This window comes from Streptomyces longisporoflavus, assembly GCF_014649775.1.
GTDB classification, from domain to species: domain Bacteria; phylum Actinomycetota; class Actinomycetes; order Streptomycetales; family Streptomycetaceae; genus Streptomyces; species Streptomyces longisporoflavus.
This window is the reverse complement of the sequence record NZ_BMTR01000062.1, coordinates 1-13,844: the sequence shown is the minus strand read 5'-3', so window position 1 is coordinate 13,844 and position 13,844 is coordinate 1. Positions and strand designations below refer to the sequence as shown.

The following is a 13,844-nucleotide window of genomic DNA, read 5'->3' as shown; positions in this document are numbered from 1 at the left end:
ACCCGGTCTACGTTGAGGCGTCACTGGCCCGGCTGCCCCGAGATGTCACGATCCGGTACTCGAACATCCCGAGATCCACTCGGTCCCTCGGAACGTCCTTAAGTACGGATTAGGGTTGGAACGCTGTCTCTTCACCAGTCGAAACAAGAACTGCCGGCCATGGTCATCGCCGACCTGCTCGCCAGCCGCCCGGGACAGCCGGACCCCCGGCCGCCCTCGCCGGCGGGAATGGGTCCCAACACTTGGCAGCGCGACGGGCCCCGGCAGATTTAGGCAGTTGAGCAGGGCAGTGTTCCGAGTCCGTGCTAAAGGGGGATGGTGAGCAGGATGCGGCCGTGGCCACTGCCGGCGTCCACGTGGTCGTGGGCCCTGGCGATGTCGTCCAGCGGGTGGCGGTGGCCGACGGCGACGGTGAGGGCGCCGACGGCGGCTGCGGAGGTGAGGTCGCGGGCGGCCTGGCGCTTGGCCTGGGCGGGGAAGTCGTCGCTGCCGAGCAGCCGCAGGGTGACGTTGTTGAACAGCAGGGGCCGGAAGGGGATCTCGGTGCGGTCCGTGCGGGTGGCGTAGGCGGCGGCGACGGTGTTGTCGAGATCGGCGTTGACGGACAGCGCGACCTCGATGATCCGGTCGACGCCCCGTGGCGCGTACGAGCGGATGGCCGCAGCGGGGTCGCCGGTGTCCAGGGCGACGGAACTCGCCCCTCCCCCGCGAGGACGGCGCTCTTCGAACCCGACGCGAATCAGGCCGAAGACGCCGACTCGGAGTACTGGTGCGCATGGCCTTGACCACTGGACCTTGAACGCGCCAGGCGAGCCGGCCCCCGCCCTGCGGCTGCCCCGTCCTGCCAGCGCAACGGCCAGCCCTCGTCGGTGCGCTGGGCAAGGATTACCCGTTCGCCGACGAGCGCTGGGTCACGACTGCCGGCGCACGCATCCGCCAGGTTGCGGTGTCGGATGTGGGCGGAGTCAAGGGGGTCCGGTTTCCCCAGGCCGGCGAGGAGGCGTACGCGGCTGGTCTGATCCCGCCACCGCGCCGTCCGCTCCGCCGTGTGCGGGCTACGGCCGCGCCTTGCCCGGCTGGTGACTGCGCCGCGACACCGTACGACAACGAGCCCGGGCGAGGAGGAGCTACGCGGTCACTGTGTCCGTGGCCGCGGTGTCGTCGTCGAAGGTCATCTCCGGTGCGGGCCGGCGGAATCCCTTGGTCAGGACGGCCAGGTAGATGACGCCGATCGCCAGCCAGACGCCGCCGATCTGGAGTGCGACGTGCCCGAGCTTCGTGAGCAGGTAGAGGGAGACGGCGGCGCCGATGGCCGGCATCACCAGGTACGAGAAGAGGCGGGGGGTGCGGCCGTGTCTGCGCTCTTTGACCAGGTGGGCGATCACACAGATGTTCACCAGGGTGAAGCCGAGGAAGGCGCCGAAGTTGATGAACGAGGTGGCTGTGGTCAGGTCGAGTTTCATGGCGAGGACACCGGCGGCCGCGGTCAGCAGCAGATTCGGCACGGGCGTGCCGGTTTTCTTCGACAGGCTTCCGAAGACGGCCTTGGGCAGTGCGCCGTCGCGTCCCATGACGTACATGAGGCGGGCGGCGGAGGCTTGCAGGGCGATACAGGAGGCGATGGATCCGGCGATGGTGACGAAGTTGATGATCTCGGCGTACGTATCACCGCCAACCTTGACCTTCAGGTGATAGGCAGCCGCGTCGACGTCGGCGAACTGCGCGCCGGGGTGGACCAGTTGCATCACGAAGGACAGCACGATGAAGATCGCTCCGGCAGCGATGACACAGCCGATGACGCCGCGGCCGATTGTCCTCGCCCCGCCCCTGGCCTCCTCGCCGAGCGTGGAGACGGCGTCGAAGCCGAGGAAGGAGTACGCGGCGATGGCGGCGGCCGCGGTGATGGCGCCGATCGAGGTGCCGGAGTTCCACAGGGCGTCCGTGGCGGGGGCGGAGGAACCGTGCTTGCCGAGGAAGACGACACACAGGGTGGCGAAGAGGACCAGCGACCCCAGGGCGATGAACATCAGGACCTTGTTGACGCGGTCCGCGAGCTTCATGCCGAAGACGTTGATGGCGGTGGTGATGCCCACCGACACGATCAACCAGACCCACTTGGGTATCCCGGGGAACTGGGCGTGGAAGTAGATCGCCGTGATCAGCCAGCCGACCATCGGGATGAAGAAGTAGTCGAGCAGCATCGCCCAGCCGGACAGGAAACCGATGCGGCTGTCGAGCATCTTGCGGGCGTAGGTGTAGACCGACCCCGCGCCGGGCACGGCGCGCGCCATCTTCGCGTAACTCAGCCCGGTGAGCAGCATCGCGAAGGTGGCCATGGCGAACGCGGTCGGGGCCGCGCCGCCACTGGTGGCGGCGACCACACCGAAGATCGTGACGACGATGCCGGGAGAGATGTAGGCCAGGCCGAACAGGACGACGGAGAAGAGGCTCAGGTCGCCCTTCAGTCTCACGGTGCTGCCTGTGGTCTCGCTGCTCATCGTGGCGGCTCCTCGGTGGTGTGGGCGGGGTTCCAGGTGGCGGGGTCGATACGGCCCCCGTACAGCGGGAGCTCGAGGGCCGGGTCGCCGGGGCGGAACTGGTCCCAGACCCGGTTGAGGCCGGCGGTGCCGTAGCGGCGGACGTTGCCGACCTCGTCGAGGTCGATCACGTCGGTAAGGGTGGAGTCGCCGGCGTCGACGGTTTCGGCGCGCACCGTGCCCTGGGGGTCGATGACGAGGCTGCGGCCGGTCCCGGAGGGGGCGGCGGCGTTGACGCCGGCGACGAAGACCTGATTGGTGATGGCGTGGGCGCGGCTGAGGACAACTTCTTGCGCGCGGTCGCTCGTCGGCGTGCGGACCACGTTGACGATCAGCTCGGCGCCCAACCAGGCCAGATGGCGGGAGATTTCCGGGAACCAGGCGTCGTAGCAGATGGACAGTCCGATGCGGCCGACCCCGGCGAGGTCGACGACCTCGAACCGGTTGCCGGGTGTGGTCGTCTCGTACGGACGCCACGGGCAGATCTTGCGGTACGCGGCGAGGCGCTCACCCCGGGGCGAATAGACCGGTGCCGTGTTGTGGACGCGGTCGCCCGCGCCTCGCTCGTAGACGCTGCCGGGCACCAGCCAGATACCCAGATCCCCCGCGAGCTCGGCGAAGGCTGCATCGCGTCTGCCCTCGAGCGGCTCGGCGGCCGTCTCCGGGGCGGCCGGGACGCCGGGAGCGCTCTCGCCGAGGTGCAGCTCGGGGTAGACGACCAGCGCGCCGGGTGCGCGCAGTTTCACACGCCGCTCCACGTCTGCGGCAAAGCCCGCGAGGTCGTCGGCCGGGCGGCCGGGCGCCTGGGCGAGGATCAGGGGCAGGGGGCGGGCCATGCGGGAACACCAGCCAATCCAGGGGAACTGTTCGGGGAGAAGTCGACGGAGATTCGGGCGCTGATCACCAGGAATTTCCGGTGGGACAAGAATGCGGCCAGCCAGCCATAGCCTCAAATACTTAGAAGGGGTGATTACCATGCCTCTGAGGCATGAAGGTGTCGTGCCTCCTCCGTCTCCCGAGAGGCCACCGCCATGGAACTGCGAGTGCTGCGCTACTTCCTGACCATCGTGGAGACCGGTTCGGTCACCAGGGCAGCCGAGGTGGTCCGCGTCGCCCAGCCCTCACTGTCGCGCCAACTGCGCGGATTGGAAGGGTCCTTGGGGATGACGCTCTTCGACCGCGGCGGCAAGCAGATGGTCCTCACGGCAGCCGGCCGGCGCTTCCTGCCTCTGGCCCGCGACCTGGTCGCCCGCGCGGATGCGGCCGAGTCCGCGGTCGGCGCGCTGGCTGCCGGTCGCGCCATGCGGATCACCGTGGCGGCGCCGCCCACCACCATCACCGACGTGATCGCGCCGTTCCTGGCCACCTGGGGGCCGGAGGATCCGCTCGTCACCGTGCAGGCGGAGAGTCCGGCACGTGCGTACCAGGCCCTGACGAGGGGCGCCGACGTAGCTATCTCCTCGGCACCTCCGAGACGCCGTTTCGCCGGGCTCCCGGTGGCCCGCCTGCCGCTGTGGGCCTACGTCCGTGCCGACCACGCCTGGGCGGACCGTGACCGCGTCACCATCGCGGAACTCGCCGCGGAGCCCCTCATCGTCCTCACCCCGGCGCACGGCACCCGGCGCATCCTGGACCATGCCGTGCAGGATGCGAACGCCTCGTACGACATCGTGCTCGAATGCGACACCCCGCACGTCGCCCAGGCCATGGCGGCTTCGGGCCATGGTGTCGCGGTGGTCTCCGACGATCCCCGCTTCGACCTGCACCCGCTGCTGATCCTCGACAGCACGGACGAACCGCTGCAGATCCACCTGCACGCGGCGTGGGACGCCGGCCACTATGCGCTGCACAGCATCGAGGCATTCGCGGCCGGGCTGTCCCGTTTCTGTGTCGAGCGGTACGGGCCGCAGGTCGCCGACCGCCGGTGACCTGCAGCGACGACTACGTGGAGGTATGCCTGGCAGGCAGCCTGGCCAGACCGGGCGGGCATTGGACGGCGGCCCGGGCGCGCCCCACGATGCGGCGGTATCCCGCCACGCGGCGCGATCTTGCATCAGTCACCGACCGAGAGGACCTCGGGTCATGTCGAGACCGTTTTCTGTCCAACGGCTACGCCGTGCCGCTGCCGTCGCCGCCGTGCTCGCGGGGCTGTTCGCCTTCCCGCCACCGACGACCGCGGCGCCCGCCGCAACCGCACCCGTACCGGGTGATCCGCTCACCGGAAGCGGTGCGGTGAACAGGACCCAGCTCACCGCCGCCCGACTCGCCAGGGGCAACGCCAAGGACACCGTGCCCGACAGTGCCTTCGCCCTGCCTGCGCAAGCGGCGCCGCCCGCCCACAGCTTCGAAGGCACCCTCACCCTCAACGGCGCCTCCAACGCCGGCGGATTCCGCGCAATGAAAGACCCGGACGGATACGGAGACGCAGCAGCGACCCGGCACCTGCCACCGGTCGACATCGCGCTCGTGCAAAACGGCAGCCACCTCATCCCGGCGAAGCGCGGGCTTCAATACACGGGGCACCCGGCGTGGAACCTGGCGGTGGGACCCGGCCGCGCGTGGAACGAGGACGGCGACGGCCAACGCACCCGCGCATCCCTGCCGTTCGCGCTTGTCGAGCGCAACGCCAACTGCGTGCACAACGGCGCCCTGACGTTCCTCTTCGACGACATATCGGTCTCCGAAGTCCGCTACCAGATCACCACGGAGACCTGCGAGTACTTCCAGTTCGACATGTGGGGCCAGGTACCGGCCGACTACCGCCCCGGCACCGTGGACGGCGCCGGGAACCTGCGCGCCGCGTACGCCTTTGAGGTCAAGGACCGGCTCCCGACCAAGCCCGTCTCGGCGCTGGCCACCGACCACCCGGACAGCGGGGTGGACGTGGCGAAGTTCGGCTCCGGCATCACGCCGTCCGCACTGAGCACCTTCGGCTTCTACTTCGACGGAATCCACTACGTGGGCAACTGCCGGACCCGGCAAGGGCAGTACCCGTTCTGCGGCCAGATGCTGCTGCCTTCGTACTCGACCGCGAAGTCGGCGTTCGCGGGAACAGCCATGCTGCGCCTGGCGCAGCGCTACGGCCCGGCCGTGGCCCGCGAGAAGCTCTCCGACCGCATCCCCGAGGCCGCAGGCAAGACTGCCTTCAGCGGCATCACCCTCGACCACACCCTCGACATGGCCACCGGGAACTACACCTCGCCCGGCTACGAGAGGGACGAATCGGGCCGCACCATGGCGGGCTTCTTCGCGGCCGAGCCCTACGCCGACAAGATGCGACTCGCCCTGTCCTTCCCGCGTAAGGCCCCTCCCGGCAGCAAGTGGGTGTACCACACCTCGGATACCTTCCTCGCCACCCGAGCGATGAACACCTACCTGCAGGACAAGACCGGTTCGGACGCCGACGTCTTCGACATGCTCCGCGACGACGTACTTGAGCCCATCGGCGTCGGCCCCGACTCCCTCGTCTCCTCCCACACCGACAACAGCCCCGACGGAGCACCCTTCGGCGGATACGGCATGTTCTGGACGCAGGACGCCGTCGCCAAGTTCGCGAAATTCCTCAACACCGACCACGGCACCGTCAACGGCACGCAGATACTGGATCCGACACTGCTCGCGGCCACCATGCAACGCACACCGCAGGACCGAGGCATGACGACCAGCGGCACCAAGCCCATGAAGTACCAGAACGGCTTCTGGGGCCGCGAGTTCACCTCCGCCGACAGCCCCGCCTACACCAGCCCCTTCTACGTGCCGTTCATGTCTGGATACGGCGGCATCACCATCGCGATGATGCCCAACGGCGCCACCTACTACTACTTCAGCGACAACAACGAGTTCAGTTGGAACGCCGCCGTCGCCGAAGCCGCCAAGCTGGCGCCCATGCCCGGCGCGGCAGTTCCTGCGAGGTAGACACCGGCGAACGCACCCTCATCGGCCCGGGACGCGCTTCACCTCACATTGACCGTTGCCGGGGTGTCCCACCCGAACCCTTCCGGGGTCCCACAGGAGACCTCAGCCATGGGCAGATCGGTCTTTTCGTGCGGTCGGGCTCCTGTCCGACGGGTACTACAACCGATGGGCAGGAGCGTGCCCGGGCGGGTCGCCGGGGAGGCTTGATCAAGCGATGACGCACCCGCCGTCCACCATGACGCCAGGACCGCCATCTCCCTTGAGCAACCGGCTCTGCGCGTGTCCGGCCTCGACGCCTCGATCGCCTTCTCCAGCAAGCCGGCCAAGCTCCGCCCCGTCGTGCTCCGTGCTCTTTACGACGACACGGCTACGGTCCGCCTCGATGACGAACCAGCGCAAAGCAGGCCCCTCGAAGGAGCTTTCGATACGCCCGAGCAGTACACCGGCATCACCCCCGCCACAACGAGCGACTCCATACCTGCCATTCGGGATCATGGCGCCCTGCTGTCTCCCTCACCGCCGGACACACCCGCACCCCGCCCGCTACCCCGCGCGAACACCGGCCGCACCCAACGCACCGCGGCGGCCGAGCGTGCAGACCACACCTACAGCACACCGATCCCCACCAGGCGCCAGACGAGCAGGAGCGCCGCCGCCCGGGCCGGGAACCACCGCTATCGCAGTCCGGGTACAGCAAACCCCGGCATGAGCGACCCTGCCCACCACCCCGGTCCCCGCGGGCTTGCCGCGATCACCGTCCTGGCCCTTGCCAGGCCCCCCGCCCCGCAGAACACTGCCGCAGACCGGACTCCTGCGAAAAGAGCGGATCACCCGAGCACCGGACACCGGCCCGGCAGGACCGGAGCGTGCCGCCGGTCCTGCCGGGCGCCGACGAAACCAGCACGGGCCCGGGCAACGGCCGGCACGTGACATCTGCCCACCGCGCCCCAAGCGGCCGAGCCGGCGGGGAGGAGCTGGTACTCCGCCGGCAGATCGCTGGTAAGGCGTCCGACCGGCCGCGCCTACGGGTGCGTGTCCGTGATCGCGATGACCTCGTCGAGGCGGTCCAGGGCAGCCTGCATGTCATCGATCTTGGTCTGGATGCGGTCCCGCTCGGCGCGCAGCATGGCTCGTTGCCCGGCGTCGGTGTGCCCGGAGTCCCAGCACGGAAGGAGATCCGTGATCCTCCGGCTGGTCAGGCCGGCAGCGAACATCTGCTGGAAGAAACGGACCAGAGGGACGGCATCCTGCCGGTAGAGGCGCTGGCCGGACGGGCTGCGCTCGGCGACGAGCAGCCCCTGCTGCTCGTAGTAGCGCACGGCACGTACCGAGACGCCGGCACCCCGCGCCACCTCGCCGATACGGACGAGCCGCTCGGCCGCGGCCTCTGTGACGGTCATGGTGATGCCTCTCACTCCGGCCCTGCCGAACAGCACTTGCCTCTGACGTTAGCGTCAGGTTTTAGCGTACCGGGCATGGACATCAACAACTCAGTCGCCCTTGTCACCGGAGCCAACCGCGGCCTGGGCCGCGCCTTCGCCCAGCGCCTGCTGGAACGGGGCGCCCGCAAGGTCTACGCGACGGCCCGCCGACCGGAGACCGTGGACCTGCCCGGCGCCGTCGTACTGCCCCTGGACATCACCGATCCCGCATCCGTAAAGGCCGCGGCCCAGGCCGCCCCGGACGTCTCGCTGCTCGTCAACAACGCGGGCGTCCAGACGGGGACCGACCTGGTGCACGGTTCGCCGGACGCGGTGCGGCACGAACTGGAGACCAACGTGTTCGGCCACCTGGAAATGATCCGGCAGTTCGCGCCGGCGCTCGCCGGCAACGGCGGGGGCGCCATCGTCAACATCCTCTCCGCCATGTCGTGGTTCGGCGGCAGGGGCGCGGGCGCCTACCACCTGACCAAGGCCGCCGCCTGGGCCATGACCAACGGGGTGCGCCTGGAACTCGCCGGGCAGGGCACGCTCGTCACCGCGGTACACCTCGGCCTGGCCGACACCGACATGGCCGCCGGCTGGCCCGTGGCCAAGATCGCGCCGTCGGACCTGGCCGACGCGGCGCTCGACGGCGTCGAGGCAGGCTCCGCCGAGGTCCTCGCCGACCAGTGGAGCCGGGACGTCAAGTCCCGGCTGCCGTTGGCCCCGGAAGAATTCAACGACGCGATGGACCGCGCCCTGGCAGCGCTAACGGCGGCATGAGGGACCCTCGGGCCTGGGGCAGTTGCCTCAAGACTACGTGTCATCTGGTGCCGCTTTGACCGAACTGCGCCTCGCTCCAGCGGTTGTCCGGGCAGGGCTTGTCGTCGTCGAGGACGCAAGGGGCCTGTTCTGCCGCTGGCCGGTGAACAGCTCCTCCGGCATCGCGGCGTCAGCGAAGTGCTTGACGGTGCGGCAGGTCATCCCGAGCTGCCGCTGAACCGAGCCCCGGCTCCCGCGCCCGCTCCTGGTGAAGTCGGGTCCTGGCCCGGCCCTGATACCGCCTGCCGCCCTGCCCTCTCAGCGCGCAGCATCGGCACGGTGCGTCACGCCGGCCCCTGCCCCGCGTCGACTACTCCGAGGGCGCGAGCAGCGGCCAGCCAGTCGGGAAACTCCTGCAGCAGCTGGTCGTAGAGCACTCCGTCGCTCATGGCGCCCGGATCCCGGCCGGCGTGGAAGAACCCGGCGTTGTCGACGATCCGCTTGCCGGGGACGGCGAGTTCATCGAGCTTGTGCAGAAAACGGAACTCGTTGTCGTCAGGATCGCCGAAGCCGATGAACTGCCAGATCAGCGGGAGGCGGGCCGCTTTGCACAAAAAGCGTTCCGCGGCGGCCCGGCTGGTGGGCCCGCCCTCAGTCTGGAACACCACGAGAGCCGGCGCCGTGCTGCCGGAGTCGACGTAATGGTCGATCACTGCGTCCATGGCCCAGTGGTAGTTCGTGCGGCCCATGTGCGCCAGCGCCTGGTGCATTTCCTCGATGCGGTCCGCGTAGTTCTCCAGATGGAGATCGGCTGACAGCTGACCGTGGCCGTGCACACGCACGGCGCCTGAGCGGTTCGGGACCGGGACCCGGTCAACTGCATGATCCATACGGCGCCGTGCGGCTCGCGCCCAGTCGTCTCAATTGCGGGACACGGCAACTGTGTCTCACGTGTTGGATCACGCCACAGACACCAGAGACCCCCAGTCCTCACGAACTGGGGGTCTCTGTGCGCGTGGGTCTAACAACGGCTAAGAAGCCGTTGTAACAGGATTTGAACCTGTGGCCTCATCATGATCAGGCACGGTCGCACGTCACCTCACCCGCAGCGGCCGTTACAGGTCCCAAGCCATTCCTCCGCCTCTGGCTGACCGCTTGGGAGAGGCCTGGAGGAGAAAACCCAGCCGCATGTCTACGGTTTCAGGTTGACGTAGTTGGCCGTGGCGCAGTTGCAGTCCTTGTGCTGAGACTCCTGGATCTCGTACACAGGGCTTCGCTTCGTCGCCGTCCCACTACTGCCATCGGACCAGCTCAACCAGTCCCCGTCCACCTTGATCCGCACGTAGGCAAGGCCCTGGCAATCGCCGTCGTTCCTCTTCGTGGTTGTAGCCTTGTGCTTGTCGACCTTAGCCTCGTAGGTGGTGTCGTCAGAGCAGTCCCGCTTCCATGAATCGCTGGCTGCCGATGCGGGTGCGGCGGCGAACACCGTCGCTCCCAAGGCTGCGGCAACCAAGGCGCCTGCGTACTTTGCCCGGGTAAGTCTCATGGGTCCTCCCCGTTTCTTGTGGCTACTGGGCCATGCACTGGGTCCTGCCGGCTCGGCGGTGGTGCGGTGGGTCTCTCGTCCCTCGCGCCGCGTTGAACCTGAGCATCACTGACACGAGACTGGTCATCCAGGGCTTTTGGCCGTGCATGAAAAGCCCAGGTGACAAGGGGGAAGCGAATGCTCCGGATCCATTTCACCGACGCCGACCTGGCCCGGACCCGCGTTGCGGCCGCACCAGATGCGCTGTGGGAGATTTGCATGAGCCTGCACCGCTTCCAAACCCGCCACGGTCGCTGGGCCCACGCGGGCTGGTATTACGACGCCCGCGCCCGGCTGCACTCCGCGGCCCTCACCCGCACCCTGCGCACGCTGCTGTTACCACTGGTCCCGCGCGCCTCCTACTTCCCTGACTTCCTCACCCCACCCGAGACCGCCGAAGGACTCGAAGCCGGTCTGGAGGCCATCCTGGCCACGCCACGGCGCCGGGTCCTCGAGGAGGTCGGCATCCTCGCCCGCACCAACGGGGCCCCCGCCTGGGCGCCGCGCCTGGCCGAGCAGGGCCTACGCGAAGACCTGGTACAGGCGATGCGCGTCTACCACGCCAGGGTCATAGCCCCGCACAGTGACCAAATCCAGGCGCGCATCGAAGCCGAACGGTCTGCCCGCGCCCGCGCCATGCTCGACAACGGGATCGAGGGGCTCCTTCGGAACCTGGGCCCCGGATTACGTTGGCAGCCCCCCGTCCTGCACACCGTTTATCCCAAGGACCGCGACCTGTACCTGAATGGCCGCGGGCTCCTCCTCCTCCCGTCCTACTTCTGTTGGGGCACCCCGGTGACCTTGGGCGACAACACGCTGGATCCCGTCCTGGCCTACCCCCTCAGTCATGAGCCCCACCGCTCATCGCCTCCCGAGGGCCTCGGCTCCGGCGCACCCCTGTCGACCCTGCTCGGACGCACCCGCGCCGCTGTCCTGCGCGCCGTCGCCACCGGCGCCACTACCGGGGAAGTCGCCCGCGCAACCCGAGTCTCGGCGTCATCCGTCAGCCAGCACGCCACCGCCCTACGGGACGCCGGCTTGATCGTCAGCCACCAGCACGCCACATCCGTGCTGCACAGCCTCACCCCGCTGGGATCCGCACTTCTCCGTGCCAACACGCTGACTCCTTGATGACCATCCAGAAGCAACATTGACGCTTCGTTGGCGCGCAGTGCCTGACGACGGCGGTGTTGCATTCGGTCGCTGTCCAGACGGCGGAGACGGTTCGGGCCAATAGGTGGTGCTGTTCTGGTCCGAGGGAGCTGCGGATCTTCCCGAGCAACAAGAACGAGCAGCAGCTGTTCAACGGCCGGGCACGGTGCGCACGATGGCAGTCCTCCTGCCACTGCTGCGCACTGAGCCTCCGGCCAACTCGAGATCACAGGTCCAAGGGCTGGCGTGACCGGCTCTCGGGGTGCTCACGCCGGTCCCGGGTGACCGTCTGCGCAGCAGGCCATCTGACAGCGATCGCTTGGAGGTCTGCCAGGAAGAGCAGGGTGTCCGGGAGGCAGTCGACGGGCGCCACAGTGCCCGTGGCGCAGGCAGCCGGGCTGCGCATGGATCAGCCCAGCGATGCAGTTGCCGCACGCAGGTCTTCCAGGGCTGCCAGTGCGTGTGGCGCAAGCCCTTCTGTGTCCTCACGATCGCTTTCGGACCACTGGGCGTATCCCCGCTTGAACGCGAGGACTCCCAGCTCGCCCGCGAGGTGCGCGGTCGAGTCGGGGACGCCGCGGGCGATGAGCGCGGCTGTCATGGCGGCCGCCAGACCGACGCTCTTGAGGGCGTCGCGCTCTTGCAGTTCGGTGCTGGCTGCCACGGCTGCTTTGAGGCGGGGGCCGAGTTCACGGTTCGCGGGTCCCATGGCACTCGATGCGCGCTCGAGACCGGCTGCCACCGCCTGGAGCGGGCTGGCGCTCGCAGGGGCCTCGGTAATGCCCTCGGCGAGCAGCCTGCTGAGCGTCTCCTGGCCGGCGACCAGCAGCTCGCGCTTGTCGGAGAAGTGCCGGAAGAAGGTGCTCTTGGTGACGCCGGCGCGCTCGGCGATCTGCGTCACCGTGGTGGCGTCGTATCCCTGCTCGGTGAACAGGTCGACGGCCGCAACGACGAGTCGTTGGGTCGCCCCCGGTTGCCATCTAGCCATGCGACCAGGATAGGCGATGGGACACCTGTCCCGTCGCTCGGTGTATGGTCAGTGATGGGACAATGGTCCCATCACTTTCAGGGAGGGCTCATGCATGTCTTCGTCACCGGCGGTACCGGCACCATCGGCTCCGCCGTCGTCGCCGAACTTCTCGGCAACGGCCACACCGTTCTCGCACTGGCCCGCTCGGACGGCTCCGCGCAGGCCCTTGAAAGCGCTGGTGCCAAGGTGCTGCGGGGAGACCTGGCCGACCTCGGCGTCCTGCGGTCCGGCGCAGCGCAGTGCGACGGCGTGATCAGTCTGGCGTTCGGACGCGACTACAGCAGTGCCAACGCTCTCGCGCAGGCCATCGCCGAGGAGAGCGCCGCTCTCAACGCGCTGGGGCAGGAACTCGTCGGAAGCGACCGCCCGATCGTCACGGTCTCCGGCACGCCGTGGGTGCCCGGACGTGCCTCCACCGAGGCCGATCCGCTGCCGACCGACGGGCCGGTGGGCGGCCGGGGCCGTTCGGTCAATGCGCTGCTGGACCTCGCCTCGCGCGGTGTGCGCAGCACGGCTGTGCGCATGCCGCGCACGGTCCACAACCAGGGCCGGGGCGGATTCGCCGGCCTGTTGACCGAGCAGGCGCGCCGCACCGGGGTGGCCGGCTACCCGGGCGACGGCACCCAGCGCTGGCCGGCCGTGCACGCACTCGACGCAGCCGTCCTGTTCCGTCTGGCCCTTGAGTCCGCACCGGCCGCAACGGCCTGGCATGCCGTCGCCGACGAGGGCGACGCGGTGCGGGACATCGCCACAGTCATCGGCCGGCGACTGGGCCTGCCGGTCCAGGAGGTCCCGCAGGAGAACTTCGGCCCGTTCGGCCCGATCTTCGCCCTGGACCAGCCGGCGTCCAGCGCCCGTACCCGCGATGCCCTGGGATGGCAGCCTGCCCACCCGGGCCTCCTCGAGGACCTGGAAACCATCCAGCCCTGACGCACACCGGTTCCGGGGCGCCGGACGGGGTCCATTCCGGTGACGCCGCAGACCGGCGAGGTGGCAGACGGTCCGCGTGGACAGCGGCAGACGGCACCGGCAGACAAACGGGCAGGTGCCCTCGGCGTGCTTTCTGGTTTTCGTCACACCCTTCCAACGGCCGCCGGGGGAACCATGGTTACGCCCGCGCCGCGCTGCCGCGGGCAGCAGGTCAGGTCACAGACGGATGGTGAAGCGGCCCCCGGCACTCCCGGCTCGCGGTGCGGGATCAGCATTACCGGCCGGCCGCCCACCTGCCCGGGCGTCGGCGCAGCCCGGGCGCGTTCGTCGGCGAGCTGCCCGGTCATCCGCTCAAGGACGCGTTCGGCGAAGGCGATTCGTCCCGCTCGGCCCGCACTTCCGCCAGCTGTTTGACCAGTTGCTCTTCGAGTTCGTCCAAGGGGTGACCCCTTACTGACGGTTTCAGAATGAGGTTCGAAGTCGCCTCAAGCAGATGATGCTGCAGGCAAGTT

Annotated in this window: 11 protein-coding genes and 1 pseudogene; 5 read left to right on the top strand and 7 right to left on the bottom strand. The window is 68.9% G+C overall.

The annotated features are described in order from the left end of the window. Positions 1-305 precede the first annotated feature (305 nt). The 3 genes from IE226_RS42570 to IE226_RS42560 form a co-directional block, all read right to left on the bottom strand. Positions 306-656: an MDR/zinc-dependent alcohol dehydrogenase-like family protein gene (locus IE226_RS42570; RefSeq protein ID WP_373307117.1), complete on the bottom strand. Its 351-nt coding sequence runs from the start codon at positions 654-656 to the stop codon at positions 306-308. A gap of 471 nt (positions 657-1,127) precedes the next feature. Next, the gene (locus IE226_RS42565) at positions 1,128-2,498 is read right to left on the bottom strand and encodes an APC family permease (RefSeq protein WP_190086907.1); all 1,371 of its coding nucleotides are present in this window, start codon (positions 2,496-2,498) and stop codon (positions 1,128-1,130) included. Further along, a complete protein-coding gene (locus IE226_RS42560; RefSeq protein WP_190086906.1) occupies positions 2,495-3,373 on the bottom strand; it encodes a carbon-nitrogen hydrolase family protein in 879 nt (292 codons plus the stop codon). Before IE226_RS42560 ends, IE226_RS42565 begins: the two co-directional genes overlap by 4 nt. A gap of 195 nt (positions 3,374-3,568) precedes the next feature. On the opposite strand from IE226_RS42560, the gene IE226_RS42555 reads away from it, so the two are divergent. Continuing rightward, positions 3,569-4,465, top strand: a complete 897-nt coding sequence (locus tag IE226_RS42555; protein WP_190086905.1) for a LysR family transcriptional regulator — start codon at positions 3,569-3,571, stop codon at positions 4,463-4,465. A gap of 154 nt (positions 4,466-4,619) precedes the next feature. Further along, entirely contained in the window at positions 4,620-6,452 is a 1,833-nt protein-coding gene (locus IE226_RS42550; RefSeq protein WP_190086904.1) for a serine hydrolase domain-containing protein, read from the top strand. A 1,022-nt stretch (positions 6,453-7,474) separates the two neighbouring features. Here IE226_RS42550 and IE226_RS42545 read toward each other — a convergent pair. Beyond that, on the bottom strand, positions 7,475-7,852 hold the full coding sequence (locus tag IE226_RS42545) for a MerR family DNA-binding transcriptional regulator (RefSeq protein ID WP_190086903.1): 378 nt from the start codon (positions 7,850-7,852) through the stop codon (positions 7,475-7,477). A 75-nt stretch (positions 7,853-7,927) separates the two neighbouring features. On the opposite strand from IE226_RS42545, the gene IE226_RS42540 reads away from it, so the two are divergent. Next, positions 7,928-8,656, top strand: coding sequence for an SDR family oxidoreductase (locus IE226_RS42540; RefSeq protein WP_190086902.1), 729 nt, complete (start codon positions 7,928-7,930; stop codon positions 8,654-8,656). A 323-nt stretch (positions 8,657-8,979) separates the two neighbouring features. Here the strand turns inward: IE226_RS42540 and IE226_RS42535 are convergent. Both IE226_RS42535 and IE226_RS42530 read right to left on the bottom strand, forming a co-directional pair. Continuing rightward, positions 8,980-9,447: pseudogene (locus tag IE226_RS42535) on the bottom strand (VWA domain-containing protein); the annotation flags it as partial. Between the two features lie 380 nt (positions 9,448-9,827). Next, a complete protein-coding gene (locus IE226_RS42530; protein WP_190086900.1) occupies positions 9,828-10,181 on the bottom strand; it encodes a hypothetical protein in 354 nt (117 codons plus the stop codon). Between the two features lie 177 nt (positions 10,182-10,358). Between IE226_RS42530 and IE226_RS42525 the strand changes: the two genes are divergently transcribed. Continuing rightward, positions 10,359-11,351, top strand: a complete 993-nt coding sequence (locus tag IE226_RS42525; RefSeq protein WP_190086899.1) for an ArsR/SmtB family transcription factor — start codon at positions 10,359-10,361, stop codon at positions 11,349-11,351. 430 nt (positions 11,352-11,781) lie between these two features. Here IE226_RS42525 and IE226_RS42520 read toward each other — a convergent pair whose 3' ends face one another. Next, complete coding sequence (locus IE226_RS42520) at positions 11,782-12,360, bottom strand: TetR/AcrR family transcriptional regulator (protein ID WP_190086898.1); 579 nt, start codon at positions 12,358-12,360, stop codon at positions 11,782-11,784. 90 nt (positions 12,361-12,450) lie between these two features. Here IE226_RS42520 and IE226_RS42515 point away from each other — a divergent pair, with 90 nt between their 5' ends. Next, on the top strand, positions 12,451-13,332 hold the full coding sequence (locus IE226_RS42515) for an SDR family oxidoreductase (RefSeq protein WP_190086897.1): 882 nt from the start codon (positions 12,451-12,453) through the stop codon (positions 13,330-13,332). The last annotated feature ends 512 nt before the right edge of the window (positions 13,333-13,844 follow it).

Coding starts and splice junctions, on each gene's coding strand:
- IE226_RS42565 (WP_190086907.1), bottom strand. CDS start 2,498: ATGAGCAGCGAGACCACAGGCAGCACCGTGAGACTGAAGGGCGACCTG.
- IE226_RS42560 (WP_190086906.1), bottom strand. CDS start 3,373: ATGGCCCGCCCCCTGCCCCTGATCCTCGCCCAGGCGCCCGGCCGCCCG.
- IE226_RS42545 (WP_190086903.1), bottom strand. CDS start 7,852: ATGACCGTCACAGAGGCCGCGGCCGAGCGGCTCGTCCGTATCGGCGAG.
- IE226_RS42530 (WP_190086900.1), bottom strand. CDS start 10,181: ATGAGACTTACCCGGGCAAAGTACGCAGGCGCCTTGGTTGCCGCAGCC.
- IE226_RS42525 (WP_190086899.1), top strand. CDS start 10,359: ATGCTCCGGATCCATTTCACCGACGCCGACCTGGCCCGGACCCGCGTT.
- IE226_RS42515 (WP_190086897.1), top strand. CDS start 12,451: ATGCATGTCTTCGTCACCGGCGGTACCGGCACCATCGGCTCCGCCGTC.
- IE226_RS42550 (WP_190086904.1), top strand. CDS start 4,620: ATGTCGAGACCGTTTTCTGTCCAACGGCTACGCCGTGCCGCTGCCGTC.
- IE226_RS42540 (WP_190086902.1), top strand. CDS start 7,928: ATGGACATCAACAACTCAGTCGCCCTTGTCACCGGAGCCAACCGCGGC.
- IE226_RS42555 (WP_190086905.1), top strand. CDS start 3,569: ATGGAACTGCGAGTGCTGCGCTACTTCCTGACCATCGTGGAGACCGGT.
- IE226_RS42520 (WP_190086898.1), bottom strand. CDS start 12,360: ATGGCTAGATGGCAACCGGGGGCGACCCAACGACTCGTCGTTGCGGCC.